A 24,676-nucleotide genomic window follows, 5' to 3' on the forward strand; every position below is an offset into this window, starting at 1 on the left:
GTGTTGTCGATCCATTATTCTGATCCTGACAGGTTCGCAGGTCAAAGGGCGCGCAGATGATCAGAGCTTTGGTATTTGGGCTGGCGCTAGCCGTTCTGGGGTCCTGCGCAATTGCCCCGCCGTCCACCAGTGATGAAGTTCAGCGCCTGGCGTCTGAAATCCGCAACCTCGGGCCTGACATCGACCCTGAAGAGGCCAACCGCGCCGCGCGCATTGCCTATGCCTACACCGATCAACTGGCTCAGGAATATCAGATCACCGACCCGCCACTGATCCACAATGCCAAAGTCAACAAGGGCCTGAAGCCGCGCGGACTGTGTTGGCACTGGGCCGAGGATATCGAACGGCGGCTGGATCAGGAAAACTTCCAGACGCTGGAAATGCACCGCGCCATCGCTAATGCCGACAACCCGTTCCGGATCGACCACAGCACGGCAATCATCAGTCGCAAAGGCGAGACAATGTATGACGGTGTTGTGCTGGACCCCTGGCGCTATGGCGGCGTGCTGTACTGGACGCCCTTACAACAAGACACGCGCTATGACTGGGTTCCGCGCGAAGTGGTTCTGGAAAAGCGGCGTTTGGAACAATTCGGCGAACTGCAACCATATCTCGGTGAATAACCGCTCAGAGTTTCGACGAAATCATTCCGGTGGCAAAACCACCCATGCGCAACTCACCAAACAGGCGTTGATATTCGATCTTGGGACAGCGGTTCATTACCACATCCACCCCACGCGCCTGCGCTGTGGCCGCGGTCGTGGCATGCTCAATCCCGATCTGCATCCAGATTGTGCGCAGATTGGGGAACGCCTCTAACGCCTCATCGACAATGGGCGGGACGGCTTCGGACCGGCGGAAGATATCGACCATGTCTACCGGTTCGGAAATCTCGGACAGTGACACACGGATTGTCTGGCCAAACAACATCTTGCCCGCATGGCCGGGGTTCACAGGGATCACTTTGTATCCCTTAAGCGACAAATACCGCGCCACATAATAGCTGGGTCGCACCGGATTCATCGACACGCCCGCCACAGCAATGGTTTTGGTACGCTTTAGAATCTGGGTCAGTAAATCATCGGAATATTCAGTCATTTGGGCACCCTAGTCGCCCTTTCCAAAAGAAAAAAGCGCCCAGGAATACCTGAGCGCCAGTTGTTGGAACGAGGGACAGTGAAATGACCCGCGGCAGTTCCGTTCCGCGGTCACTGTGACATTTAAGCATGAGTTCAGAGAAAAAAAGAGGTAGCGCGCGATTTTGTGATGACAGATCAGAAAAAACGGCCGTCGCCCTGTTATTCATACAGAACGCTTGGCCAATGCGCCTCGGCCTCGCGGATATAGGCGGCGGTATCGGTCTGCCAGATGCGCTCGATTTCGGGCGAGTGGGTAAGATACAGCCGACCGTCAATCACCTGCCAAATAGTCGGATCGGTGCTGACAAGCTCTCCTTGCGCCATTGCGAAGGCGCAGTACCCGCCGAACTGAGGTGCATAGGCACGCGGATTCATCTCAAACGCGTCCCGATTCTCAGCGGTGGCAAAGTGCCATTCGGCGCCTTTCCACATAACCGCGTATTCAGGCTGACCCCGAACAGGTGTTTCGCCATTGAAATAGGACACCGCATCATATCCGGCCATGGCTGCACCATCCGTCCGATAGAAGACGGGCAGATCCTGCGCAAACGCAGGAAGAGCAATCACACTGGCGGCAATCGCGCCAAAAAGGAAACGTCTGTTCATGGTCATCGGATCACAAATAGAAACTCAGGGTATCAAGATGCAATTTATTATCGCAACTGAAACCCCTTTTAACGCGCTTGTGAACATTCGAACCGGCAACGCCAGCCTTTAGTCGAAAATGTCCTCGATCACATCCCAGGCTTCATCCAGCACCCGTGAGAAGACGCCTTTTTTCTTCTTCTTTTTGCCTTTGTAGGGACGATCCTGCTTGGCTGTTTGACGGTTCGCCTTGGCATCGTCCAGTTTGCGCTTTGGCATCATCTTGAGGTTATGCAGCGGGGCACCGCAGCTTGAACAACTGAGCTCTTGGCGCTGCGTGCCTTTTAGAACAAGCGCTGCCCGGGTCCCACAGTAACAGCAGGTCGCAATTTTGGATGGCGTGGAAATGGCGTTCTCCTGTCGTTATCTTTGCCTAGAAGCATATAGGGCAATCGCCGCCGCATTTGAGACATTGAGAGAACCAAACCCGCCCACAGCGTCAATTTTGACCAACTTGTCGACGGTTTCTTTGGTTTTTTGCCTCAGGCCCGGCCCCTCTGCGCCCAACACCAATGCCACTGGCTGGTCCGGGTTACCTCTCAAGGCGGCCTCGATCGTGTCGTCCGCCTCGCCGTCCAGTCCTAGAACCAGAAACCCCATTCCCTGCAACTCGACAATGGCATCAGCCAGGTTACGCACCCGCAAATAAGGTTGACGTTCCAGTGCGCCGCTGGCGGTCTTGGCTAGCGCGCCAGTTTCCGGCGCCGCGTGATGGCGCATACCGACTACAGCGCTGGCTCCAAGAACCTCAGCTGACCGTAGAATCGCTCCGACATTATGGGGGTCGGTTACGCGGTCTAACAAAATGACGCGCGGGTGTTCGCGCCCGATGCAGTTTTCCGCCAGACCACCCCATTCCAAAGGCTTAACCTCAAGGGCCGCGCCCTGATGAACCGACCCCGGGTCAATCGGAGCGGTAAATTTGCGTGGATCAACCATCTCGGGCTCAATACCTGCAAATTCAATGGCTTCCACCAGCTTGTCCCGCGCATTCCGCGTCACAATCAGGTGCAATTTTGTGCGGTTTGGGTTCATCAGCGCATCCCGCACCGCATGCAGACCAAACAGCCAAACAGTTTCGGATGCGGCAGCTTTGCGCGCCTGTTCTTTTTCGACGACCCACTTGGGTTTCTTCATTTCTTTGGCCTCCGGGCCGCGAATTCGGTTTCCTGCGTCAAAGCAGTATTTTCCTGTTGACGCTCCTTTAGAGCGCTAGTAATCACGCCTCCACGTCAGGTGCAACGCCTGACAGTGGGCGACAGGCCGCAAGGTGTGGCAGGGGACTGTAACTCCCTCGCGGAGACGCACGCCTGGTTCGATTCCAGGGTCGCCCACCATTTTCTTCCAGACATCTAGCAAGCTTTGCCAGCGCGAGTGATGGATGGCTGATCACACCGCACCATGCAGAAATTGGCAGGACCGATGGCCCCGCCTTATGACCGTTCTGTCAGGCGGCAGCTTCACGTTGCGCAGTGACCCGGTCAAACCAGGCCAAGATCGCCTCAAGGTCGGGCTCAATCTGCTCGGCACCGCCGCCCGTGAATTCTTCGAATTTAGCCGCGTTCAAGCCGTTCACCCCGACAAGAACCGGAATGTCCTGCGCCAGTGCTTCAGCGATGACCGGGCGAAAACCGCGCCCATCCGCCTCGTGCTTGCCGAACTTGTTAACGATCAGCAAATGGGGATTCTCTGCCAGCGATGCCGTCACATATCCAACTGCCCGCTCAAGTGCCGCAGGGTCCAGACGGCAGCCGCGCGACTGTGTACCCAAAGACTGCGAAATCCGGATGGTCTCTCCCTCTGGCAGGACACGGACGTCCATGTCGCACTTGCTGCTGTCGGCGCATTCGGTGTTGGTTTGCACCACACCCGCCAACTGCGCATCTGCGGCCAAAAGGCGATCCGCAGCCGCGCTCAGCAGACGGTCGGTTGCACCGCGGTCGGTGGTCGTAACATAGGCGAGGTACATGCAAATCCCCTTGTCGCAACAATTCGAAACATCAAATAGCACGCACGACCCGCCCCGACCACCACTCAGCTTATGGCAGCGGAGACAATCCGATCACCGGTTCGTGTAGGTGAAGCAGGATTGCAAATGCCGCCAGCGCTACAAACCCGATCCAAACAGGCGGCCAAGGGCGTGGCGCACGCAACGAAAACCTTGCAGTGTTGCGCGACAGCCGACCCCATTCAGCACCCATCTGACGGGACTTGCGTCGATCAATCAGCGGCAGCCCCATCGCAGCAAATACCGCAAACAAACCGAACAAAATCACGTGGGACAGGCTGCCATTGGCCAGCAGATGAGCGACAGCCCACACCAACAGCGCCACCAAAACCGGGTGGCGCGTGGTGCGCAGAATACCGGGCTTTTCTGGATCGAACGGGCGCTGGCTCAAGCCACCAAATGAAAACGGGTTCTGGATCGTCAAGCCCGCAACCGCGAGCCAGCACACTACGGGCATCATCAGAACGGGAATCCAGCGGAATATCCAAATGGGTGGGATCACCTCGACATACGGGGCTTGCGCTGCGGCGATGATCAACCAACCCAGAACCAGCAGAGACAAGATGGAATAAGCCACGAAATACCCGCGCCGTCCGAACGTAGTGATCAGGCGATCGCGCACAGCGGGGCGCGCTGGTATCGCATGGGTCGCCAGAAACGCTATCAGTGCAGCAAAGAATAGGGGCCAGCCTGCCATGGTAGTCTCCGATCATTTGCGCCAGGTTTAATCACCTGCGCCGGAACGTCCTTGCCCGAAATCAAATGAGGCAGAGAGGCGGTTGTTCCGCCTTTCTGCCGATGTTTACAGGCCCAGCGCCTTGCGACGTTCCTCGGCAAAGCCCTGCACGATGCGGTCAGCTATCAGCGCAAGGATAGCCATCGCCGCCCCTGCTGAAATCCCCAATCCCACATCCGCCTGCCCCAGCGCCAGATAGATCGACTGGCCCAGACCGGTGGTTCCGATCAGCGCAGCGATCACCAGCATGGCAAAGGCGTAAAGGATGGTCTGGTTCAGACCCAGTAAGATAGTCGGCGCAGCATAAGGCGCGCGCACGTCACGCATGATCTGCCACTCGGTCGCGCCACTAGAGATGGCGGCCTCCATCATCTCATCCGGTGTATTGACCAGCCCGTGCCGTGTGTAGCGGATCATCGGAACAACGGCATAGGCGCAGATTGCCAGAAAGGCCGAAAACTCGCCGATCTGAAACACCATCAGCACAGGAATCAGGAACACGAACAGTGGGATCGTCTGCAACATGTCACAGACGGGGCGGACCACCTTCCAAACAGGCAACCAGACTGCACTGGCAAGACCAATCACACCACCGACTACGGCACAAGAAAACACCGCAGCACCGCTCAGATACAGCGATAACAGCGCGCGTTCCCACAGGCCCGAGACAAGAATGGTACAGAGCAATCCGACCGAAAGCGCCGCCAATCGCCAGCCCCCTGCCACCCACCCCAACGCGGCGGCGGCAGTCAGAACGAAAGGCCAGGGCAGATTGGCAATGCCGGTTTCGAGCATCCCGATCAGGATCAGCATCACCAGCCCGCCGGTCAGATGTCCGCGCCATGCCATTAGCACAGCAATCGCTGCGGCAGTGGCGAACAGGCCATAGCTCATCACGGGCGTCCACTGAAAACCCCATGTGAACGGCAGCACGGCCTGGTCCAAACCAATCCGAAGCGGCAGCAGCACATAGAACAAAGAGTTGTTCTTGAGCGCGTCAAGCCACGGCCCATTTGCCTGGGTAAACGCCGTCAGCCCGCCGTCAATCACCCCGGCCAGCGGGTCGAGAATGGTCAGTTCGGACGGGTTCGGCAGCCTGGTCCAAAAGACAGCGGTGAACAGCACGGCAACGCCAATTACTGCCCAGGCGACACGCTGGTCATAGCGTTTACGTTCGGTCGCCAGCGTCCCGCTCATCCGGTCGATGACGACGGCAAAGACCACGATCACCAGACCGGCCATCAAGGCTTCGCCGAACTGTGCCTTGCGCATGGTCAGAAGAACCTCCCAACCGATATCGTTGAAGCCTCCAATGACGGCTGCGATGATAACCATCGACAGCGCAGCCATTAGGCACTGGTTCACACCGACCATGATCTGCGTGGCTGCAGCCGGGATCTCGACCTGAAACAGCTGTTGAAACCGCGTGCCGCCGGACATGATGGCAGCCTCTTTGATTTCCGGTTCGACCCGCTCCAGCCCCAACATCACGTTGCGCGCCATCGGAGGGGCCGCATAGATGGCCGAGGCGATCAGCCCAACCACAGGACCGAAACCAAACAGCAGCAGCAGCGGCGTCAGATAAGCGAATGTCGGCACGGTCTGCATCACGTCCAGCACGGCCTGCACAAATGACTTCACGCGCGGTACTTCGTTGGCAAGGATACCGATAGCTCCGCCCATGATCAGCGCAACCGGCACGGAAACGGCCACTAACGCCAGGGTGTTCATACTTTCGGCCCAATAGCCCGATGCCAACACAAAGCTAAGGCCCACAAAGCCCAGCGCCGCCATCGGCAAACCGCCCAGATACCAACCCAGCGCAGTCACCAGACCGATCAGGATGGGCCATGGCGTATTGCCGAGCACAAAGTTGGCCCAGTTCATGGGATAGGCCATGAGATCGGAAAACAGCCGCGCCGCCGGTTTGATCCCGTTCAGGAACCAGTCCAGAAACGTGCCGACCCATTGCGTTGCAGGCAGTTCCCAGCCTGCGGGCCATTTGACCAGCCAGGGCGCGACGCCTTCCAGCGCCAGACACAACGCACCGACGATGACTGTGATCAGTGCGGCGCGCGCGCCAATGCTCAGGCGCGCCTGCGGCACAGAAACTTCCGTCGCTACAGTCATGTTTCATCAACCTGCAGGGCGGCGGCCAGATCGGACGGATGAACCGTTCCGACGATGTTACCATCGGCATCCCTGACGGGCACCGGTTCGTATAACTCCATGCAGTGCGCCAATGCAGCGTCTAATGTCATCGAGGTTGTCAGGCCAGGGTCATCTGGTCCCCGCTCTCCGTCTTGGCGCATGACCGATGCGACCTTGGCATGCTGACCCTTGGCGACATCCTTTGAAAACTCTCGCACGTAATCATCCACCGGGCGCAGTACGATATCGGTGGGTGTACCGATCTGGACTATCTTTCCGTCGCGCATGATGGCAATCCGGTCGGCCAGTTTCAGCGCCTCTTGAATATCGTGGGTGATGAAGACGATGGATTTCTGCAACGTCGCCTGAATGCGCAGGAATTCATCCTGCAACTGACGGCGGATCAAGGGATCGAGGGCCGAGAATGGTTCGTCCAAAAACCAGATATCGGGGTTCACGGCCAGAGACCGGGCAATCCCGACGCGCTGCCGCTGACCACCCGAAAGCTGACGCGGGAAGCTGTCTTCGCGCCCTTCCAGCCCGACCAACGAGATCACCTCCTGCGCGCGGGCCATCCGCTCTTTGCGGCTAACACCCTGAACACGCAGCGGATAGGCGACGTTTTCGGCAACGGTCATATGCGGGAACAGGCCGAAATGCTGAAATACCATGCCCAGCTTTTTGCGGCGCAGCTCGGTCATGGCTTTCTTTGACGCGCCGATGACGTTCTCGCCATCCACACGGATTTCGCCACCCGTGCCCGGCAAAAGCTGCGAGATACAGCGGATCAAAGTAGACTTGCCCGATCCGGACAGGCCCATGATCACAAACAGCTCGCCCTCCTTGACCTCGAAATTGGCATCCTGAACGGCGGGGATGAACCCGTTTTCCCGCAGATCGGCAGCGGCTTTGTCAGCGTCATTCCCTGACCGAGACAGCGCGTCGGTCAGGGCTTTGTCAGCGCCGGGGCCAAACACCTGCCAGAGATTCTGGCAGGCGATGGCTGGCGAATTTACGTCAGTCACTGATGTCAGCTCACTGCGTTGCCGCGTCAACAACAGGGCGCCATTTGCCTTCGTTTTCAGCCATCCAAGCGGCGACGACCTCTTCGACGGAACCACCATCAACGTCGATCGCACCCATCATAGGCTGCTGATCTTCGACCGCCAGCTGATAGTTGGTCAGGATTTCATAGGCTGCGGGCCATTTGTCTTCCATGCCGCTCCAACCCGCCTTGAAGATGCGCGACGGCGAGAAATCGCAATCGTTCACAGCGTCCGGGTTCGGGCCCCAAGCGGGATCGGTGAAACAGGCGTCTTCCCCGGCTGGCAGTTCGACGAATTGCACATCATAGGCCGACATGGCCCAATGCGGCTGCCAGAAGGTGATCAGCAGCGGCGAGTTGCGCTCGGTCGAGGCCCGAAGCTCGGCTATCAAAGCACCCTCGGAACCTGCGGGAACCGCTTTGAACGGCAGATCCAGGCCCACCATACGGTCAGCGCCGGGCGTACCCCAATCGGCCGGGTAATCGACCAGACGGCCCCCGGGCAGCGTTTCGGCCGTCGCAAACACCTGCGCGCAGTCCTTCAGCGCTTCCCATGCGGGCAGGCCGGGACACAGATCAGCCACATGCGCGGGATAGGCGATGCCTTCTTTGGCGTCGAGGCCCAGATCGCCGATTTCAACGACGGTGCCTTCGTCGATCTTCTTGGCATATTCATCCGATACGTTGGACGACCAGATTTCCAGGGTCGCGTCGATGTCACCATCGGCCAACGCCTGGAACTGATTCATCATGCCTGCAGTCACATATTCCACATTGTATCCGGCAGCTTTCAGCATCTCACCCGCGACATGGGTGGTCACGTGCTGGCCAGTCCATTCGTTGATCGCCAGTTTGATCGGCTGATCCACGGCCCCCATCTCGGCGGCATAGGCAGAGCCTGCAACGGTCAGCGCCATCAGGCTTACACTCAGTTTTTTCATTGATTTTCTCCCTGCAATATTCGTTTTGCCCGGTCCGGCGCGTTGTTTCGCGCCAGTCGGCTTGTCATGTGACAAATCCATGTCGCAACATGCACAAAAACTGGCGAAGAAGGGAAGCAGACAGTTCGGCGCGGCACGGAATAACTCACCCCTTTGCCCCAGTGTTTCCACTCTTTCAGCATCATGCTAGGCGCCCGCGCCCACTGCATTTCCCCAGCATTGCGGTGCGGATATTGATTGACGAGTCAATCACAAACCAGAATCACCCACTTTGTCGAGCATTTCTTTTGGGCTTGGGATGTTTTTTTACCTTGGCAGGCATGTGTCCCGGGCCACCTTGCAACATCGACCGCAAAACGCGACGCTAGGTTTGGAGGATTCTGCAGATGCGCCATTTCGACGAGATTTTCGCCATAGCCGCCAACCGTCACGGCGGGACAGATGCCCTGAGCAACAAGCTTTCCAAACCCAAAAGCCCTGCGGAACTGGCTGAAATGCCCGAAGATCGCTGGCTGTCGATTATCACGAAATGCATCTTTCAGGCCGGGTTTAACTGGAAGGTCATCGAAAACAAATGGGACGGGTTCGAAACCGCTTTTGACGGGTTCGACATTGGACGCTGCGCCTTTATGGACGACGAAAAGTTCGATGCTCTGCTGCAGGACACTCGGATCGTGCGCAATGGCACCAAGATCGCCACGGTCCGCGACAATGCTGCCTTTTTGCTGGAACTGCGCCAAGAAGGTGGCGTCGGAAAGATTCTGGGTGGGTGGCCTTCGGATGACTATGTCGGTCTGCTGAATATGCTGGGCAAGCGCGGGTCGCGGCTGGGCGGTGCATCGGCGCAATATGCGATGCGATTTGCGGGGCGTGACAGTTTCATCCTGTCGCAGGATGTGACCGCACGGCTGGTGGCCGAGGGCGTGGTCGATAAGCCGCCGACATCGAAAAAGGCGATGGCCTCGGTTCAAGCGGCATTCAACACATGGATGGAACAGTCCGGGCGATCTCTGACGGAAATCAGCCGCGTCCTAGCAATGAGCCTGTAAAAAAACCATTTGCACACGTGTGCTGCCAGAATAGATTTTTTGTCATGTTACGCCTCATTTTGATGACGTCCCTTTTGGTATTCACCGCTTGCGGTCGCCCCCTGACTGATCAGGAGGCTGCTTTTACCCGCACACTTCAGGGTGATACGCTGAAACTCAACAAAGTGCGGTTGGTCGAAGGCGCACCAGTTGCGCCAATAACTTTCTATCGTAAAGATCGGTCACGCCTTGCCTGCCGCGAGCGCATTTTTCCCGCCCCGCAGGAAGGTATCGTTACCGCAAAACCCGCGGCAGTGGCCCTGTTCAACAAGGTCTATTTCACCCGGGACTGGTATCTGGACGATTACATGTCCGAATTCCCGGATCGGATGAACCTGATCGCGGCGATGCTGCTGGGTCATGAACTGACCCATGTGTGGCAATGGCAAAACCGCAAGAAGACCGGCTATCATCCACTGCGCGCCGCAGCCGAGCATGGCGGGAATAACGACCCCTATCAATTCGATCTGGAGAACTCACCAGATTTCCTGTCCTACGGGTACGAACAGCAGGGGGCCATTGTCGAGGAATACATTTGTTGCCGGGCGCTGGATCCTTCGGCGCCCCGCACCAGGCGTCTGCACGAGATGCTGGGCGCACATTTCGATCTGGCTCCGCTACGTGGTGACAAGCGTGAAAGCACAGTGGTCATCCCCTGGGCCGATGCCGAGATCCAAGGAATCTGTCGGTAACGTTCAGTTGGCCTGCAGCGTCTGCAGATAAGCCACCAGATCCACGATCGGCTGGCTGGTCAGGATCGGCTGCCCATCTGGTGTTTTCATCGCCGTATCCTGCCCTTCGAAATACGGTCCATAGACTGGCATCGGGCTGCCATGGCTGACCAGCGGGTCTCGTCCATCTATGCGCGCCACAACACGAGCGGTCGGGAATACCCCTTCGCTGCTTGCAAGCCGCGTCAGGTCAGTTGGCTGAATAACAAGGACGCCTGCCATTGGACCATAGCCCGTCGCGTCGATCCCGTGGCAGGTTGCACAATAATGCTGGTACAGCTCGGCGCCGGTATCTGCATCCTGCGCGCTGACCTGAGACGCCGTCACAAACGCCGCTATCGATAGCGCCCCCATTGCCTGTCTGATCATCACATCCTCCTGTCAGATTTGACATTTTCAGGCTTGCCCGTGCCTGGGCTTGGCGCAATGATCCAGATCAACGAGGCAATAGGAAAACCGCATGACACAATATGCTGCTATTATGCTTGTGGCTGGATTTGGGGTTCCGATCCTTGCCGCGTTGAATGCCGCATTGGGCAAATTGATCGGGTCGCCAACAACAGCGGCTGTGGTCCTGTTTGCGATAGCCTTTGCATCAAGTGCAGCCTTGATGGTGGTTTTTCCCGGCTTTGGCGCCCTTTCAAAAATTGCCGATGCCCCCAAGCACCTGCTTCTGGCCGGTGTGCTTGTCGCCTTTTATGTTCTGTCGATCACCCATGTTGCACCACATTTCGGGGTCGGCAACGCGGTGTTCTTTGTCCTTCTTGGGCAACTCGTCAGCACTGCAGCCATCGACCACTTCGGCTTGTTTGGCGCGCAGGTCACCCCGCTGACATGGGTTCGCGCAAGCGGTATCGCAGTGATGGCTGCAGGCGTTGCAATCACTCAACTGGCCTAAGCGCGCCTCCGTCCAGCCTCAGTGTTCGGTCCATCCGGGCGGCAAGCTGCATGTTATGTGTGGCGATCAGAGCCGAGAGCCCCTCGTCCCGCACCAAAGCCATCAATGCGTCAAAAACCTGATCCGAGGTTTCAGGGTCCAAATTGCCGGTCGGCTCATCCGCAAGAAGAACCCGAGGTTTGTTGGCCAATGCGCGGCAGAAGGCCACGCGTTGCTGCTCACCACCAGACAGGGCGGCCGGCCGGTGATCGGCGCGCGCAGCGACGCCGACATGATCCAGAAGGGACATCGCCCGGTCCTGGGCCGCTCTCTCGGACACGCCATTGGCCAGCTGCGGGAGGGTAATATTCTCCAACGCGGTGAATTCTGGCAACAGATGGTGAAACTGGTAGACAAAGCCGACATCCTGCCGCCGCAACGCAGTTCGCGTGCGATCACCTTTCCCGGTCACGTTCTGGCCTGCAATCTCAACCGATCCTGTGTCGGGTGTGTCCAACAATCCGGCAATATGCAACAGCGTCGACTTACCGGCACCAGAGGGCGCCACAAGAGCCACGGCCTCGCCCGCACGCAGGTCCAAATCGACACCGCGCAACACCTGAACTTCGCCCGGCGTGCCTTTGAGGTAAGTCTTGGTCAGACCGGCCAATCGCATCATTACATCACTCATAGCGCAGCGCCTCAACAGGGTTCAGCCGCGCCGCGCGACGGGCGGGGAAATAGGTGACCAGGAAGGACAAGCCCAGAGATAGGCCAACGGCCTTGAGCACATCCGAAAGATGCAGCTCGGCAGGCAGCGCATAGATGCCGCGGATGGACGGATCCCAAACCCCGCCCCCCATCACAAAGTTCACAAAACTGAAGATTGGGTCGATATAGATTGCAAAGAGACAGCCCAGCACCACGCCCAACGCAGTGCCGATGATCCCGGTAAACGCGCCGCAGATAAAGAACACGCGCAGGATCGAGCCTTCGCTCAGCCCGATGGTGCGTAGGATGCCGATGTCTCGGCCCTTGTTTTTCACCAGCATGATCAGACCCGAGACGATGTTCATCGCCGCGATCAGAACCAGGATCGACAAGATGATGAACATGACGTTGTCTTCCACTTCAAGCGCGCGGAGGAACCCGCCCGAGGCATCCTGCCATGTCCAGATCTGACTGCGCTCGCCTGCGGCTTCAAGGATCGGGATCAGGATCGGCGTCAGTTCTTCGGGGCGGTCAACCATAACTTCGATCTCATCAGCCACACCCTCGCGGTTGAAAAAACCCTGCGCCTGTTCGAAGGGCATATAGACCCGCGTCCGGTCGATGTCATAACGCCCAGCAGAAAACACATAGACCACCTGATAGGCATTCACCCGGGGAGAGGTGCCAAACGCGGTCTTCACCCCATTGGGCGAGGTCAGCTTGATGGTATCGCCCACCGTCGCCCCGATGCTGCGCGCGACGCCTGAACCTATGGCAATGACGTCCTGGCCGTTCTGAAACATCGACAGATCACCAACCGCCTGTTCGCTTTCGGCGACACCGGGCAGTTCCAGCAAATCTTCGGGCTGGATGCCAAATACCTCAACCCCGCTGCTGCGGTCGCGATTGGTGATCAGAACCTGACCTTTCACCAAAGGTGCTGCACGCTGAACGCCCGGAACCTGAGCGATCCGGTCGGCCATGTCCGTATAATCCGCAATGGTGCGATCGACCTGCCCCTGCGCAGTGAACTCACCCGATGAATACACGGTCACATGGGCGTTAGCCCCCAGAATGGTTCCGACAAATTCGGACCGGAAACCGGACCTGACGGCCAATGTGGCGATCAGCGCAAACACTGCCAGGGTAATCCCGATCAGCGAAATCCATGTCATCACGCTGACGCCGCCTTCAGCACGGCGCGCGCGCAGGTATCGCCAAGCGATTTTCCACTCAAAAAGCGCAAATGGCGGTGGTGTCTTGGCCATGTCTGCTCCGCTTGTTTTGTTTTGTGGCGACCCTCTCGGCAATTCGACCGGGGGTCAAGCCGGTTATCCGCCCACTTCGACTTGCCCCGTCAAAGCAGCGGTTCTGTTCAAGGCTGCCTCGGCGATGGAACGATCGCAGATACCGCGGCTTTCCAGCTCGTGAAACACCCGGTTTCGAATGTCGGCGGGCAGCTTGTAAAGCGCTCTGTTATGCAAGCCTAGGGTCAGAGTTTCCGGATCGTCCAGCCGGGAAAGCTCATCAGTCAGTTTCTGCGCCGAAAAGGATGGCCACAGCCCTATGCTAGTGTTTCCCGAGGGTTCGAACCAAGGCGCAAAACCGGCTTCGGATTTCAGACAAAATGCATTCAACAACATAAACTCAGACGGGCGCCTGCGAGAGGCAAATAGCGACTGAACCGATCCGTGGCGCGCATTTATCTCTTGCAGCAGATTCAGGATCAGCGACCGGCGCACAGGATAGGGCGTTGCGAAATTTGTTGTCTGCAGGCCGTCCGTTTCCGGGATCGACGCGCCCAGCGCATCAAAGCTCTGTTCCAGCCAGCGTCTATGATAATCGCTGTTCACACCGATAAACGGAATCCGCGCCGCACCACTGTCCGAGAAAAACTCGGCCTCCTGAAAGGGGCGCAGAAACAGGTTCTTGGTGTCCAGTATTACAATGTTTTCTGTCGAGGCAGCCCGAGCAGATCCCAATTTCAAAACTTGCTGTGTCCGGTATCCGTTGTTGCCACGCCATCCACCCTTGCGCGCGCCCGGAATGCGGTATCGGTTTTCGACCAATATCCTGTCCGAGATCGACCGGCGCGCGCATTGCCCAGGAGCCAGCAATACGTCATCGCCGCTCAGGACTTCAACTTTGGGTCGCAATGGACCGTAAGAAGCCAAAATCGGTTCCACCATCACGCGCAGTGCCGGTTCGTCCACATCGTTCATGATCACCCGGATCGAGCCGACCTGATCAGGGTCAACAAATCGGGCAAAAGACAATGCCTGCAATTCAAGCAAGGGGAAGTCTTTGGAATAGACGACGGTTGTGAAGCTCAGCAAACCGTGGATCCTTTTGTGATTTTCGGCCCGTGTATCAGCAAATTCCAGGTGATCCAATTCCGCAAGAAATTCAACCATCGGCGAATCAGGTCGGGGTTTTTCAAAATACGGATGATTTCCACATGCCGCATTATACCCTTGGTTGTGAAGCCCTTCACAGACAGCACCGCATTGTTTCAGCTATGAAGTCAATGTGAGCATTCAGGGTGAAACTGCACTCAAAATGCAACATTTTAGGCGCAATATTATTTCGCTTTTTGATTATTTAAAGAAACTTTGTCACCCTACTTTGTGGGGGAATTCATTTCCAGAGCGGGGGTCGCTCATGAATATTCGTACTGAAACAGAACAACCGGGCGCAATTTCGGCCCGGAAACTATCTACAGAAATTGATTGCGAGACCGCAGCACTGCTGCGCGCGGCGATACGCCCGATATTTTCCGGTGCCGCAAGCTGGGGCAATCTGACGGATATCCTGAAAGATAAAGGGTACCATTTGGCGTTTCGACAGGGGCGGTTATGTATCACCGATCGCATGACTGGCGATCGTGTTTGCGGAATAAGCTTTCTGGGGTTCGAATTTAAGGACCTGGTCAATCGCTTGGGCCGTCCGATCGTTGTTCCACGCGGATCCGAGGCTGATGGCGATCTGCTATCCGTCCGACCGACTGCGGCAGGCCACTAATAGCGCCGCCAAAACTGTACGGATCGGCGGGCCGTTTTCCATAGGCTATGGCGTGCCGCCAGTTTGATCCCGTCCGGGGTATCTGGGCGCCACAGTAATTCGATCATCAGATTGGCAGGCATGTGTCCGCGGCGGTAGAACCGGAAGAAATCCTGTTGGGTCAGGGTCCGCGCTGCATTGAAACCTGAATAGAATTGAACCCAGACACGGGCATAATCCTCGGCGGTTTTGACAATGTCGCTGGTTACGCCCCTGCCCCAGAACATGGAAACAGGCTCATCCGTGCGCTCTCCCTGATATCCGGTAGCGACAAGCCTCAGCATCAGGTCATAATCCGCAGCCACCCGAAACTGCGTGTCATGCCCGCCAAGCGCCTGAAACACATCCCGCCGCAGCAACACCGAATTATGGCAGAACGGCATCCGCTGCAGGATCGCTTTGAGCGACATGCGCTTTTCCCGACTTTCCGAACCGTCCTCGTATTTGCGCAGGGTCGAGCCATACAGGAAATCCGGTCGAGATTCCGCAAGCCGGTCGGCAAGGGTGTTCAAAATGCCATCCGATGCCAGCGAGTCATCCGAGTTCAGGAACAGCAGATAATCACCCTGTGCAGCCTCGGCGCCTTTGTTCATGGCATCATACAGGCCAGTATCAGGCGCGCTGATCACGCGCGTTCGTGGTGCACCTGCCGTCAGCTCTTCCAGAAACGCCACCGTGCCGTCATCCGATGCGCCATCCTGAATGATATGTTCGGCCCGGTCGCAACTCTGCCGGGCCATACAGGCTATGACTTCGCGGAAACTGTCCTGCCGCCCTTGGGACAGAAGGTTATATGTCGCCGTGATGACCGAGATCAGCGGCGTGTCGGTTTCAGGCGATGCGCTCATAGATCTCGGCGATCTTGGTGACGGCGGCTTCGGGGCTCAACTCTTCGCTTTCGCCTGTGCGGCGGCAAGTCAGTTCCACCACACCGTTCTTCAGGCCGCGCGGGCCGACCGTGATCCGCCAAGGCAGGCCGATCAAATCCATCGTGGCGAATTTACCGCCTGCCCGTTCGTTACGGTCATCATAAAGTGGCTCCAACCCCAGCACGGTCAGCGCGGCATAGAGTTTTTCACAGGCTGCGTCCGCTTCGTCATCGCCTTGTTTCAGGTTCACGATACCGCAATGGAACGGGGTCACGCCCTCTGGCCAGATGATGCCCTTGTCGTCATGGCTGGCTTCAATGATCGCGCCAACCAAGCGGCTGACACCGATGCCGTGGCTACCCATATGGACCGGAACCGGTTTGCCATCGGGGCCTTGAACGGTTGCCCCAAGAGGTTCGGAATATTTTGTGCCGAAATAGAAGATCTGGCCAACTTCGATCCCGCGCGCCACACGGCGCCGATCTTCCGGCACCTGATTGAACAGCGCCTCGTCATGCGTCTCGTCGGTGCGGGCGTATTTTGAAGTGAACTCTTCCAGAATGGACTGACATTGACCACGGTCGTCATAGTCAATCTGACGGTCGCCAAAAGTCAGGTCGGTGACGGCGCTGTCATAGAATACCTCAGACTCGCCGGTTTCAGCCAAAACCAGGAATTCATGCGTATCGTCGCCACCGATTGGGCCGGAATCGGCGCGCATCGGGATCGCCTGCAAGCCCATGCGCTCATAGGTGCGCAGATATGTAACCAGGTGGCGGTTATAGGCGTGCAACGCATCCTCTTTGGTCAGGTCGAAATTATATCCGTCCTTCATATAGAACTCGCGGCCCCGCATCACGCCGAAACGCGGACGGATTTCATCGCGGAATTTCCACTGGATCTGATAGAGCGTCAGCGGCAGGTCCTTGTAGCTACTGACATGACCCCGAAAAATGTCGGTCACCAGTTCCTCTGCAGTCGGGGTAAAAAGCATGTCCCGGTCATGCCGGTCTTTCATTCGCAACATTTCCTGGCCGTAGTCGTCATAGCGTCCGGATTCGCGCCACAGATCTGCCGATTGCATGACAGGCATCTGAATGGCAATGTGACCCGCCCGCGCCTGTTCTTCGTGCACGATGTTTTCCAGCTTGCGCAGAACTTTGAACCCCAGCGGGAGCCAGGAATAAATCCCAGCAGCGGCCTGCTTGATCATGCCCGCGCGCAGCATCAGCCGGTGGCTGACGATCTGAGCCTCGGAGGGGTTTTCCTTGAGAACGGGCAGAAAGTAACGGCTGAGGCGCATGGCTTGACCTTTAGAGGTAAAATTCGACTTCAAAGGTGATTATGCCAAAGCCCCGCCGGGGGCAATCACGCATTGGGGTTTTACGACCACAGGCCTGTCGGTTTTTTGATTGACCCGCCAGTTAGCTGCGTCAAATGTGGCGGCAATGTAAAGTCACCGAGGCGCCCATGCAGACCATTCAAGAACCCGCCCGTCAGATCCCCGTTGTCCATTCCACGGACGTTCTGGTCGTTGGCTCCGGGCCTGCAGGTCTGGCCGCTGCGCTGGCGGCCGCACGGGCCGGAGCCGAAGTGTCGCTGGTCGACCGCTTCGGCTGCATGGGCGGCAATATCACTGCTGTCGGCGTTGAAGGCTTTGCTTGGTATCGCCACGAGCAAACGGTCGAGGCTGGCGGCATCGGCATGGAGTTCGAAACCCGCGCCAAGGAAATGGGTGCGGCGGTGCCAGAAAGTCAGTCGCTGAGTTATGAGTTGGACAGCGAAGGGTTCAAATTGGTCGCCGACAAACTGATCGAAGAGGCCGGTGTGCATCCGATGCTGCACCGGCAATTCGTGGCTCCGATCATGGACGGCGAGCGGATCACCGGCATCATCACCGAATCCAAAGCCGGGCGCGAGGCGATACTGGCGAAGGTTGTCATTGACGCTACCGGGGACGCAGATGTCGCCCATCGCGCCGGTGCGCCCACGCACAAGACCGCACGCGAAGACATGATGGCGGCCTCGGTCATGTTCCATCTGGCGGGCGTCGACAAGCGCGCCTTTATCGAAGGCGTAAAGGCCGACCCCCAGACCTATAAGGACTGGGGCGGTGGTGGCGAATGGAACATTGAGACCAGCGGTAAAGAGGACGACATGTACTCGCCCTTTGTGCACAAACCGTTCCAGCAGGCGATTGATCAGGGGCTGATCCCGGCACATCTGAACACCATCGCGGGCACTTGGGGCGCGATGCATGACACCGGTGAGCTGACCTATATGAACCTTATTCATCTGGCCGGGATCGATGGCACCGATCCCGACAGCATGACCCGCGGTGAGATCGAAGGGCGGCGTCAGTCAATGCTCGCCATCGAGGCGCTGCGCCGGTTCATGCCCGGGTGTGAGAACGCCCGGCTGCGGAATTTCGGGATGACCATCGGCATCCGCGACACCCGCAAAATCGACGCGGTGTACAACATGACCGAGGATGACGCCCGCCATCAGGGCCGGTTCGAAGACACCATCGGCATCTATCCCGAATTCATCGACGGCTATGGCATTTTGATCCTGCCCACGACTGGTCGGTACATGCATATCCCCTATCGGTCGATGCTGCCCAAAGGGATCAGAGGCTTGCTGGTCGCGGGCCGGTCACATGGGGCGGACCGGGTTGCCCATGCGGCGACGCGCAACATGGCTTGCTGTGCGGTCATGGGTCAGGGCGCGGGGATTGCTGCGGCGCTTTCACTCAAAAGCAACCAAGACCTCGATAAATTGAACCTTGCCCCGGTGCATAAAGAACTGGCACGGCAAGGCGTGAGGATGCGCTGATGGACCACATCCCAACAATCGACATTGCTCCGCTGGGTGACTCCAGCCACCCCGATTTCAACGCAACCGTTCAGGCAGTCATGGATGCCTGCACCCGGATTGGGTTCCTGTCGATTACCGGCACCGGCGTTTCGCGGGACACCGTCAACAACATGCGCACTTGCGTCCGGGAGATTTTCGACATCGACGATGATGCGAAATGGGATCAGGCGATCACACGCGAGAATTATCGCGGTTTTATCCCGATGGGGTTTTTCACCCCGAATGACGGGTCGGGCAAAGCGGATAAATACGAAGGCTACAAGCTGCATTATCAGGTGGACCTGGATGCACCCATCCGCCGAGATTGTGCCCTCTATGGCCCCAATATCTGGCCCTGTCATGTTCCACGGGCACAGGCAGTGATTCTGGATTACTGGTCAAAGCTGGACGGTGTCGCGCATATGCTGCTGGGCGCGCTGGAGATGGGATTGAAGCTACCTGCGAACCAGCTGCGAGACGCGTTTCATGATCCTATGACCAATATGTCTCTGCTGCACTATCCCCCTCAGGCCCCGGACGATACCGGCTATGGCATCCACCCGCATAAGGACACAGATGCGCTGACCATCATCGCCCCTGACCCGGTCGGCGGGCTTGAAGTTCAGACCCGCGATGGCGGCTGGATCACACCCGACTGCCCGCCGGGTGGATTTGTCGTCAATATCGGCGACATGCTAGAGCTTTGGTCGGGTGGCCGGTTGAAATCCACCCCTCACAGAGTGGTCAACCGATCGGGTCAGGAACGCTATTCCTTCCCGTATTTCACGGTGCCGCGGCATGATGTGGTTGTCGAACCGCTTTTGACGCCTCTGCCCGGCTTTGACCGTCCATCCGTTCATTGCGGCCATTGGTCTGCCGAAATCTGGCGCACCAACTGGCCCGACGAAACAGCCCATGACGCCACCCCTGAACTGGGCACGTTAAGCGACTAGCCCCGCGCGATTCTGGCGGGTCATGAAGCGCTTGCATCGTGGGGCCGCATACGCCAAGAACGTTTGCACGTGCCGAAACAAGGGGACAGCCATGGCTTTGCCGGTAAGAGATCAACTCAGGTACTGGGGCATCGCCGCAGTGGTTATTGTACTGCTGTTGTGGGCACTTGGCGATGTATTGCTGCCCTTTGTAATCGGTGGCGCGATTGCCTATTTCCTTGATCCTGTTGCGGATAGGCTTGAAAAGCTGGGCCTGTCCCGTATGGCCGCTACGGGGGTTATCACGGTTGTCGGCGTTTTGGGTTTCGTACTGCTTATCCTGATGGTCGTTCCGGCGCTGATCACCCAGTTGATCGACCTGGTCGAGGTTATGCCCAGCCTTCTCAAGCAGCTAAGAGGGTTTATCGAACAGCAATTCCCGTCGCTTTTGGACCGCGAATCCAACACGCACCAGTTTCTGGTGTCCTTGGGTGAGACGCTTCAGTCCAAAACTGGTGATGTCCTGCAATCTGTCGCTGCGTCGCTTGGATCAGCCATCAACGTGGTGGTTTTGCTGGTGATTGTCCCAGTAGTCACCGTCTACATGCTGTTGGACTGGGACCGCATGATTGCTCGTATCGCAGAGCTTTTGCCCCGCGACCACGCCCCCACCATCAAGCGGCTGGCTGGTGAGATTGACAGCGTTCTGGCCTCATTTGTACGTGGAATGGGCACAGTCTGCCTGATCCTGGGCACCTATTACGCCGTCGCGCTGATGGCCGTCGGACTGCAGTTCGGGCTGGTCGTTGGATTTATCGCCGGCTTAGTCACGTTTATCCCTTATCTGGGCGCCCTGATCGGGGGCTCACTGGCCATTGGTTTGGCACTGTTCCAGTTCTGGGGAGACTGGACGCAAATTGGGCTGGTCGCAGCGGTCTTTGCATTGGGTCAGGTGGCCGAGGGCAATTTTCTGACGCCAAAGCTCGTCGGCAGCTCGGTCGGGTTGCACCCGGTCTGGCTGTTGCTGGCATTGTCGGTCTTTGGCGCCCTGTTCGGATTTGTCGGGATGCTGATCGCGGTGCCGGTTGCTGCAGCACTTGGCGTTCTGGCGCGCTTTGCCACGTCGATCTATTTGGATAGCCGTCTGTATACTGGCCTTGTGGGTATGGACCAGGAAGACGATTGAATGGCCCTACAGCTGAGCTTTGATCTACCGGCCAAGACTGCGCTGGGGCGCGAGGATTTTTTCGTCTCGCCCGCAAATGCTCTGGCCGTGGCCATGATCTCGGCCACCTCATGGCCGGGGAATAAACTGGTGCTCAGCGGACCTGCTGGCGCGGGCAAGACACATCTGGCCCATGTGTGGGCGGCAGAGACCGGTGGTCGAATTGTGCAGGCCTCGCAGATCAAGCACGACGAGGTTCCTGACCTTGCCCAAACACCGATCGCGGTGGAAGATGTCCCCATGATTGCTGGCGATATCGACCAGCAGAAAACCCTATTCCATTTGCACAATCTTGTGTTGGCAGAAGGCCACGCCCTGTTGATGACCGGGCGCCTTGCGCCAAATTTCTGGCAGTTGCCCTTGCCTGACCTGCAAAGCAGGATCGAAGGCGCACATCACGTTGCGCTGGACCCGCCCGATGACGCGCTACTGGGCGCCGTGCTGGCCAAACTGTTCGTAGACCGACAGCTGAACCCCGGACCCGAGGTCATCGCTTACCTCGTCAAACATATGGATCGCCGTTTCGAAACCGCCGCCAGCACTGTGGCGCTGCTGGATCAACTGGCGCTGTCTGAGAAACGAGACATCACGCGGGCTCTGGCCGTACGAGTACTGAGTGCGGAACTGGAAGATGCCGAAACCAGCGATTGACCCGTCCCCGGTGATTTCGCATCTTAAGCCTGGAATATCTGGACGAGATATGGATCAAGCCGTAGATACCAACATTCCCGACTGGGGACCTTTCGGAAAGCCGTTGTTTGACAACCCCGAGGCCCGCGCCCTGTCGCGCGTCGGCGTTGTTGATGTAGGGTCGAACTCGGTCAGGATGGTGATCTTTGATGGTGCGGCGCGATCGCCTGCCTATTTCTACAATGAAAAAGTCATGTGCGAGCTTGGCGCGGGCCTGTCCGAGACCGGCCGCCTGAACCCGCTTGGCAGGATACGTGCCCTGGCTGCGTTGAAGCGTTTTTCCCGGCTGTCAGACGATCTGGGTCTGCCGGGGCTGCACGTCGTGGCCACCGCCGCCGTGCGAGAGGCCAAGGATGGCCCGGATTTCTGCGCCGAAGTTCACGCACTAACCAGGTTGACGGTCTCGGTCATCGACGGCGGGGAAGAGGCACGCCTGTCCGCTCAGGGCGTTTTACTGGGCTGGCCCGGTGCATATGGTCTGATCTGTGATATCGGCGGGTCCTCGATGGAGCTGGCCGAGATCGGTGGCGGAGACGTTGGTCGTCGCCTTTCGTCGGCCCTGGGTCCGCTGAAGCTGCGGGATATCAAGGGCGGTCGTCGCGCGCGCAAGGCGCAAATCAAGGAGACGATGGAAAACCTGCGCGACCAGATGGGCCCTCAGCGCGATCGTCTGTTTCTGGTGGGCGGAAGCTGGCGGGCCTTTGCAAGGCTCGACATGCTGCGCCGGGGATATCCCTTGAACGTGCTGCATGAATATAGGATGACGACAAAGCAGGTGCATCAGACCATCAAATTCATCGAAAAGGGTGACCCGGAAAAACTGCGCAGTCTGGCAGGCGTCTCGGGTTCTCGGATGGCGCTGATCCCTTATGCGATGGATGTGCTTGCGCGACTGGTGCGAACGTTCAAACCCAAGGACATTGCCGTTTCCAGCTATGGCATCCGCGAAGGCCTGCTTTACGAACAGATGCCACAAATCCTGCGCGATCGTGACCCTCTGATCGAAGCCAGCTATTTTTCCGAAGCCAAAGATGCCCGCCTGCCCGGGTTTGGCAAACATCTGTTCGAATTCGTCATGCCTCTGTTCAAATCCGCGCCGCCCGCGCGGGTCAGGCTGATCAAGGCTGCGTGTCTTTTGCACGATGTCAGTTGGCGCGCCCATCCGGATTACCGGGCTGAAACCTGCTTTGATTACGTAACTCGCGCCAACTTGGGCGGTTTAAAGCATTCCGAACGGGTTTATATCGGGCTGGCCCTGCAGCACAGGTATCGCAACAAGCGTGAAGGCAACCGGTTTACCCCTCTCTATGACTTGTTGGGCGAAAAAGATCAGGAACAGGCCGAGATTCTGGGCAAAGCCATGCGCTTTGGTGCAATGCTGTGGATGCAGAACGAAGCCACGATGGGCACGCTTCGGCTGTACCCTAAAAAACGTCAGCTAGAGCTGATTTTGCCCGAAGCTGCAGCCCCTCTCTTTAGCGAAGTGGCCGAAGCACGACTGAACTCATTGGCAAGCACGCTGAAATCCGAACCCCGCTTGATCATCAAAGGCTGACCCTCAGATATCAATCTCGCCTTCGGGCTCATTTTCGGGTTTTTCCGGCTCAACCTCGGGCTCGGGCGGCTTTTTGCGGATAATGATATCCCCGTTCGGCAGGATTTCCGGAGCCTCGTAAACGCTCCAGTCCTGCACTTCGGCGGCCAGTTCCGCCAGGGCCGGTCCCATTTCCTCAAAAAACGACTGCATCGCGGGGCCGAATTGATCTGCCAGCCCCAACAAATCCTCAAGCGCGGGTTCCATTTCCTGACGCAGCCCTTCAAAGAACAACTCAGCCCCTTGTTCCATCAAGGATTTGCCTGTGTCGTCCTCTGCCTGTGCCGGAACGCCCATGGCCGCTGTGACCACGCATATTGAAATGAACTTTTTCATGCTTCAGATATAAGTCGCCCACGCCGGCGATGAAAGGTCACAGATCAATATCCAGCGTGACAGGGAAGTGATCCGAGGCTGTCAGCAGCGCCTCGTGCAGGTCCCGCGAGGCATAGCATGCAGGGTCCTGGAAAGGATGCCATATGCGCCATTTCGGGCGCTTAACACGCAGCCCTTCGCTGATCATGACATAGTCCAACAGCGCCTCAAGATGATCAGCCCTGTCGCGGCGCACAAAGCGCGCGGACGAGGGTAAGATTTCGGGTTCAGCCTCATTTGCCATCACCGCATGCGGATCGAACAGACCGGTCTGCAACAGGATTTCAACAGATGAACGCCCGAACAGGTTTTCAAACTCATCCAAGCCCGGCCCGTCGTTGAGATCGCCCAAAAGGATGACATGCTCGTCAGCCGCAATATGCGCCTGTACTCGCCGCCCCAACCAGACAGCCTGTGCAAGCTGTTTGCGTCGATTGGCGATGGATATCCGGATCGCCTCATCGCGGCTTTCTGCCCCATGCGGGGCTTTGGATTTCAGATGCGCTCCGATCAGGCGAAACGTCGCCCCGCCTGACGTCTGCGCTGACAACTCCATTGGCGGCTTGGAAAAGCGCACATGATCCTCGGTTGCATCAATATCCAGGTCGATCTTGAAAACGCCATCAAAACGAGGGGCAGCCCCTTTTCCTTCCTTGTTTCCTTTGGGATCATGGCGCAATGACAGGATCTGAGGATCGAAAAGAAACGCAAGTTCCTGATGGGTATCGTTCGGAAACCCCATGATCGCGTTTCCTATGCGCAGATCGAACGCTTCGGCAAACCCTTGCAGCGCACGCACCGTGTTCTGCGTCTTACCAGTATTCGGAGCTTCAACAATCAGCACGGCATCCGCATCGATTGCCGTCAGCACTTTTGCGATGGCCTCGATCTGTTCAGCTTTGGTGACATTGTATCTGCCGGACCAGCTGTCATCTACGATCAAGCGGTCTTGCCGGTCGAAGAGATTGGCGAACCATTCAATATTGTAGGTTGCCAATCGCAT

At 57.7% G+C, this 24,676-nt stretch carries 27 protein-coding genes and 1 tRNA gene; 11 read left to right on the top strand and 17 right to left on the bottom strand.

The window, feature by feature from the left end; genetic code table 11:
* Nucleotides 1-56 precede the first annotated feature (56 nt).
* Complete coding sequence (locus tag AC2FH0_RS13565) at nt 57-623, top strand: hypothetical protein (RefSeq protein WP_496706555.1); 567 nt, start codon at nt 57-59, stop codon at nt 621-623.
* Nucleotides 624-627: 4 nt separating this feature from the next.
* On the opposite strand, the gene AC2FH0_RS13570 is transcribed toward AC2FH0_RS13565, so the two are convergent.
* From AC2FH0_RS13570 to rlmB, 4 genes are all read right to left on the bottom strand, one after another.
* Nucleotides 628-1,098, bottom strand: a complete 471-nt coding sequence (locus AC2FH0_RS13570) for a CoA-binding protein (RefSeq protein WP_496789577.1) — start codon at nt 1,096-1,098, stop codon at nt 628-630.
* Nucleotides 1,099-1,298: 200 nt separating this feature from the next.
* Nucleotides 1,299-1,745 carry a YHS domain-containing (seleno)protein gene (locus AC2FH0_RS13575; RefSeq protein WP_496789578.1) on the bottom strand — a complete coding sequence of 149 codons (447 nt, stop codon included), beginning with the start codon at nt 1,743-1,745 and terminating at the stop codon, nt 1,299-1,301.
* Between the two features lie 108 nt (nt 1,746-1,853).
* Nucleotides 1,854-2,132 (bottom strand): hypothetical protein, encoded by a 279-nt coding sequence (locus tag AC2FH0_RS13580; protein WP_142636860.1) that lies wholly within the window; start codon nt 2,130-2,132, stop codon nt 1,854-1,856.
* Nucleotides 2,133-2,147: 15 nt separating this feature from the next.
* On the bottom strand, nt 2,148-2,921 hold the full coding sequence (rlmB, locus tag AC2FH0_RS13585) for a 23S rRNA (guanosine(2251)-2'-O)-methyltransferase RlmB (protein ID WP_271949501.1): 774 nt from the start codon (nt 2,919-2,921) through the stop codon (nt 2,148-2,150).
* A 116-nt stretch (nt 2,922-3,037) separates the two neighbouring features.
* On the opposite strand from rlmB, the gene AC2FH0_RS13590 reads away from it, so the two are divergent.
* A tRNA-Tyr gene (locus AC2FH0_RS13590) sits at nt 3,038-3,121 on the top strand.
* A 110-nt stretch (nt 3,122-3,231) separates the two neighbouring features.
* Here the strand turns inward: AC2FH0_RS13590 and AC2FH0_RS13595 are convergent.
* The 5 genes from AC2FH0_RS13595 to AC2FH0_RS13615 form a co-directional block, all read right to left on the bottom strand.
* A complete protein-coding gene (locus AC2FH0_RS13595; protein ID WP_142636856.1) occupies nt 3,232-3,753 on the bottom strand; it encodes a DUF2478 domain-containing protein in 522 nt (173 codons plus the stop codon).
* 70 nt (nt 3,754-3,823) lie between these two features.
* On the bottom strand, nt 3,824-4,489 hold the full coding sequence (locus AC2FH0_RS13600; RefSeq protein ID WP_496701633.1) for an NnrU family protein: 666 nt from the start codon (nt 4,487-4,489) through the stop codon (nt 3,824-3,826).
* A gap of 105 nt (nt 4,490-4,594) precedes the next feature.
* Nucleotides 4,595-6,658, bottom strand: coding sequence for an ABC transporter permease (locus tag AC2FH0_RS13605; protein ID WP_496789580.1), 2,064 nt, complete (start codon nt 6,656-6,658; stop codon nt 4,595-4,597).
* Complete coding sequence (locus AC2FH0_RS13610; RefSeq protein WP_496689692.1) at nt 6,655-7,704, bottom strand: quaternary amine ABC transporter ATP-binding protein; 1,050 nt, start codon at nt 7,702-7,704, stop codon at nt 6,655-6,657. The genes AC2FH0_RS13605 and AC2FH0_RS13610 overlap by 4 nt, the downstream gene beginning before the upstream one ends.
* A gap of 10 nt (nt 7,705-7,714) precedes the next feature.
* Nucleotides 7,715-8,665, bottom strand: a complete 951-nt coding sequence (locus tag AC2FH0_RS13615; protein WP_496789581.1) for an ABC transporter substrate-binding protein — start codon at nt 8,663-8,665, stop codon at nt 7,715-7,717.
* Between the two features lie 386 nt (nt 8,666-9,051).
* Between AC2FH0_RS13615 and AC2FH0_RS13620 the strand changes: the two genes are divergently transcribed.
* Both AC2FH0_RS13620 and AC2FH0_RS13625 read left to right on the top strand, forming a co-directional pair.
* A complete protein-coding gene (locus AC2FH0_RS13620) occupies nt 9,052-9,714 on the top strand; it encodes a DNA-3-methyladenine glycosylase I (RefSeq protein ID WP_496789583.1) in 663 nt (220 codons plus the stop codon).
* A 44-nt stretch (nt 9,715-9,758) separates the two neighbouring features.
* Nucleotides 9,759-10,445, top strand: a complete 687-nt coding sequence (locus AC2FH0_RS13625) for a hypothetical protein (protein ID WP_496701628.1) — start codon at nt 9,759-9,761, stop codon at nt 10,443-10,445.
* Between the two features lie 3 nt (nt 10,446-10,448).
* On the opposite strand, the gene AC2FH0_RS13630 is transcribed toward AC2FH0_RS13625, so the two are convergent.
* Nucleotides 10,449-10,853 (bottom strand): c-type cytochrome, encoded by a 405-nt coding sequence (locus AC2FH0_RS13630; protein ID WP_496690926.1) that lies wholly within the window; start codon nt 10,851-10,853, stop codon nt 10,449-10,451.
* Nucleotides 10,854-10,944: 91 nt separating this feature from the next.
* Here AC2FH0_RS13630 and AC2FH0_RS13635 point away from each other — a divergent pair, with 91 nt between their 5' ends.
* Nucleotides 10,945-11,382 (top strand): DMT family transporter, encoded by a 438-nt coding sequence (locus tag AC2FH0_RS13635; RefSeq protein WP_496701626.1) that lies wholly within the window; start codon nt 10,945-10,947, stop codon nt 11,380-11,382.
* Here the strand turns inward: AC2FH0_RS13635 and AC2FH0_RS13640 are convergent.
* The 3 genes from AC2FH0_RS13640 to AC2FH0_RS13650 form a co-directional block, all read right to left on the bottom strand.
* Complete coding sequence (locus tag AC2FH0_RS13640) at nt 11,366-12,052, bottom strand: ABC transporter ATP-binding protein (protein ID WP_496701624.1); 687 nt, start codon at nt 12,050-12,052, stop codon at nt 11,366-11,368. The two genes, AC2FH0_RS13635 and AC2FH0_RS13640, sit on opposite strands and share 17 nt — an antisense overlap.
* Entirely contained in the window at nt 12,045-13,340 is a 1,296-nt protein-coding gene (locus tag AC2FH0_RS13645; RefSeq protein WP_271949481.1) for a lipoprotein-releasing ABC transporter permease subunit, read from the bottom strand. The genes AC2FH0_RS13640 and AC2FH0_RS13645 overlap by 8 nt, the downstream gene beginning before the upstream one ends.
* Before the next feature lie 63 nt (nt 13,341-13,403).
* A complete protein-coding gene (locus tag AC2FH0_RS13650; protein WP_496789585.1) occupies nt 13,404-14,486 on the bottom strand; it encodes a DUF6492 family protein in 1,083 nt (360 codons plus the stop codon).
* Between the two features lie 247 nt (nt 14,487-14,733).
* Between AC2FH0_RS13650 and AC2FH0_RS13655 the strand changes: the two genes are divergently transcribed.
* Entirely contained in the window at nt 14,734-15,093 is a 360-nt protein-coding gene (locus AC2FH0_RS13655) for a hypothetical protein (RefSeq protein WP_496789587.1), read from the top strand.
* Here AC2FH0_RS13655 and AC2FH0_RS13660 read toward each other — a convergent pair.
* Both AC2FH0_RS13660 and proS read right to left on the bottom strand, forming a co-directional pair.
* On the bottom strand, nt 15,090-15,980 hold the full coding sequence (locus AC2FH0_RS13660; RefSeq protein ID WP_496789588.1) for a glycosyltransferase family 2 protein: 891 nt from the start codon (nt 15,978-15,980) through the stop codon (nt 15,090-15,092). The genes AC2FH0_RS13655 and AC2FH0_RS13660 overlap by 4 nt on opposite strands.
* Nucleotides 15,964-17,304 carry a proline--tRNA ligase gene (proS, locus tag AC2FH0_RS13665; RefSeq protein WP_271949474.1) on the bottom strand — a complete coding sequence of 447 codons (1,341 nt, stop codon included), beginning with the start codon at nt 17,302-17,304 and terminating at the stop codon, nt 15,964-15,966. Before proS ends, AC2FH0_RS13660 begins: the two co-directional genes overlap by 17 nt.
* 167 nt (nt 17,305-17,471) lie before the next feature.
* Here proS and AC2FH0_RS13670 point away from each other — a divergent pair, with 167 nt between their 5' ends.
* The 5 genes from AC2FH0_RS13670 to AC2FH0_RS13690 all read left to right on the top strand — a co-directional run bounded on the left by AC2FH0_RS13670 (nt 17,472) and on the right by AC2FH0_RS13690 (nt 23,259).
* Entirely contained in the window at nt 17,472-18,836 is a 1,365-nt protein-coding gene (locus AC2FH0_RS13670) for an FAD-dependent oxidoreductase (protein ID WP_496708134.1), read from the top strand.
* Nucleotides 18,836-19,810 carry an isopenicillin N synthase family dioxygenase gene (locus tag AC2FH0_RS13675; protein ID WP_496789589.1) on the top strand — a complete coding sequence of 325 codons (975 nt, stop codon included), beginning with the start codon at nt 18,836-18,838 and terminating at the stop codon, nt 19,808-19,810. Before AC2FH0_RS13670 ends, AC2FH0_RS13675 begins: the two co-directional genes overlap by 1 nt.
* Nucleotides 19,811-19,901: 91 nt before the next feature.
* Nucleotides 19,902-20,975: an AI-2E family transporter gene (locus AC2FH0_RS13680; RefSeq protein WP_496690933.1), complete on the top strand. Its 1,074-nt coding sequence runs from the start codon at nt 19,902-19,904 to the stop codon at nt 20,973-20,975.
* Nucleotides 20,976-21,665, top strand: a complete 690-nt coding sequence (locus AC2FH0_RS13685) for a P-loop NTPase family protein (RefSeq protein WP_281972741.1) — start codon at nt 20,976-20,978, stop codon at nt 21,663-21,665.
* 49 nt (nt 21,666-21,714) lie between these two features.
* A complete protein-coding gene (locus tag AC2FH0_RS13690) occupies nt 21,715-23,259 on the top strand; it encodes a Ppx/GppA family phosphatase (RefSeq protein WP_496789590.1) in 1,545 nt (514 codons plus the stop codon).
* Nucleotides 23,260-23,262: 3 nt separating this feature from the next.
* On the opposite strand, the gene AC2FH0_RS13695 is transcribed toward AC2FH0_RS13690, so the two are convergent.
* Both AC2FH0_RS13695 and AC2FH0_RS13700 read right to left on the bottom strand, forming a co-directional pair.
* A complete protein-coding gene (locus AC2FH0_RS13695; protein ID WP_496689681.1) occupies nt 23,263-23,634 on the bottom strand; it encodes a hypothetical protein in 372 nt (123 codons plus the stop codon).
* Nucleotides 23,635-23,671: 37 nt separating this feature from the next.
* A complete protein-coding gene (locus tag AC2FH0_RS13700) occupies nt 23,672-24,676 on the bottom strand; it encodes an endonuclease/exonuclease/phosphatase family protein (protein WP_142636815.1) in 1,005 nt (334 codons plus the stop codon).

The sequence above is a fragment of the Ruegeria sp. CDSC051 genome (assembly GCF_059610665.1).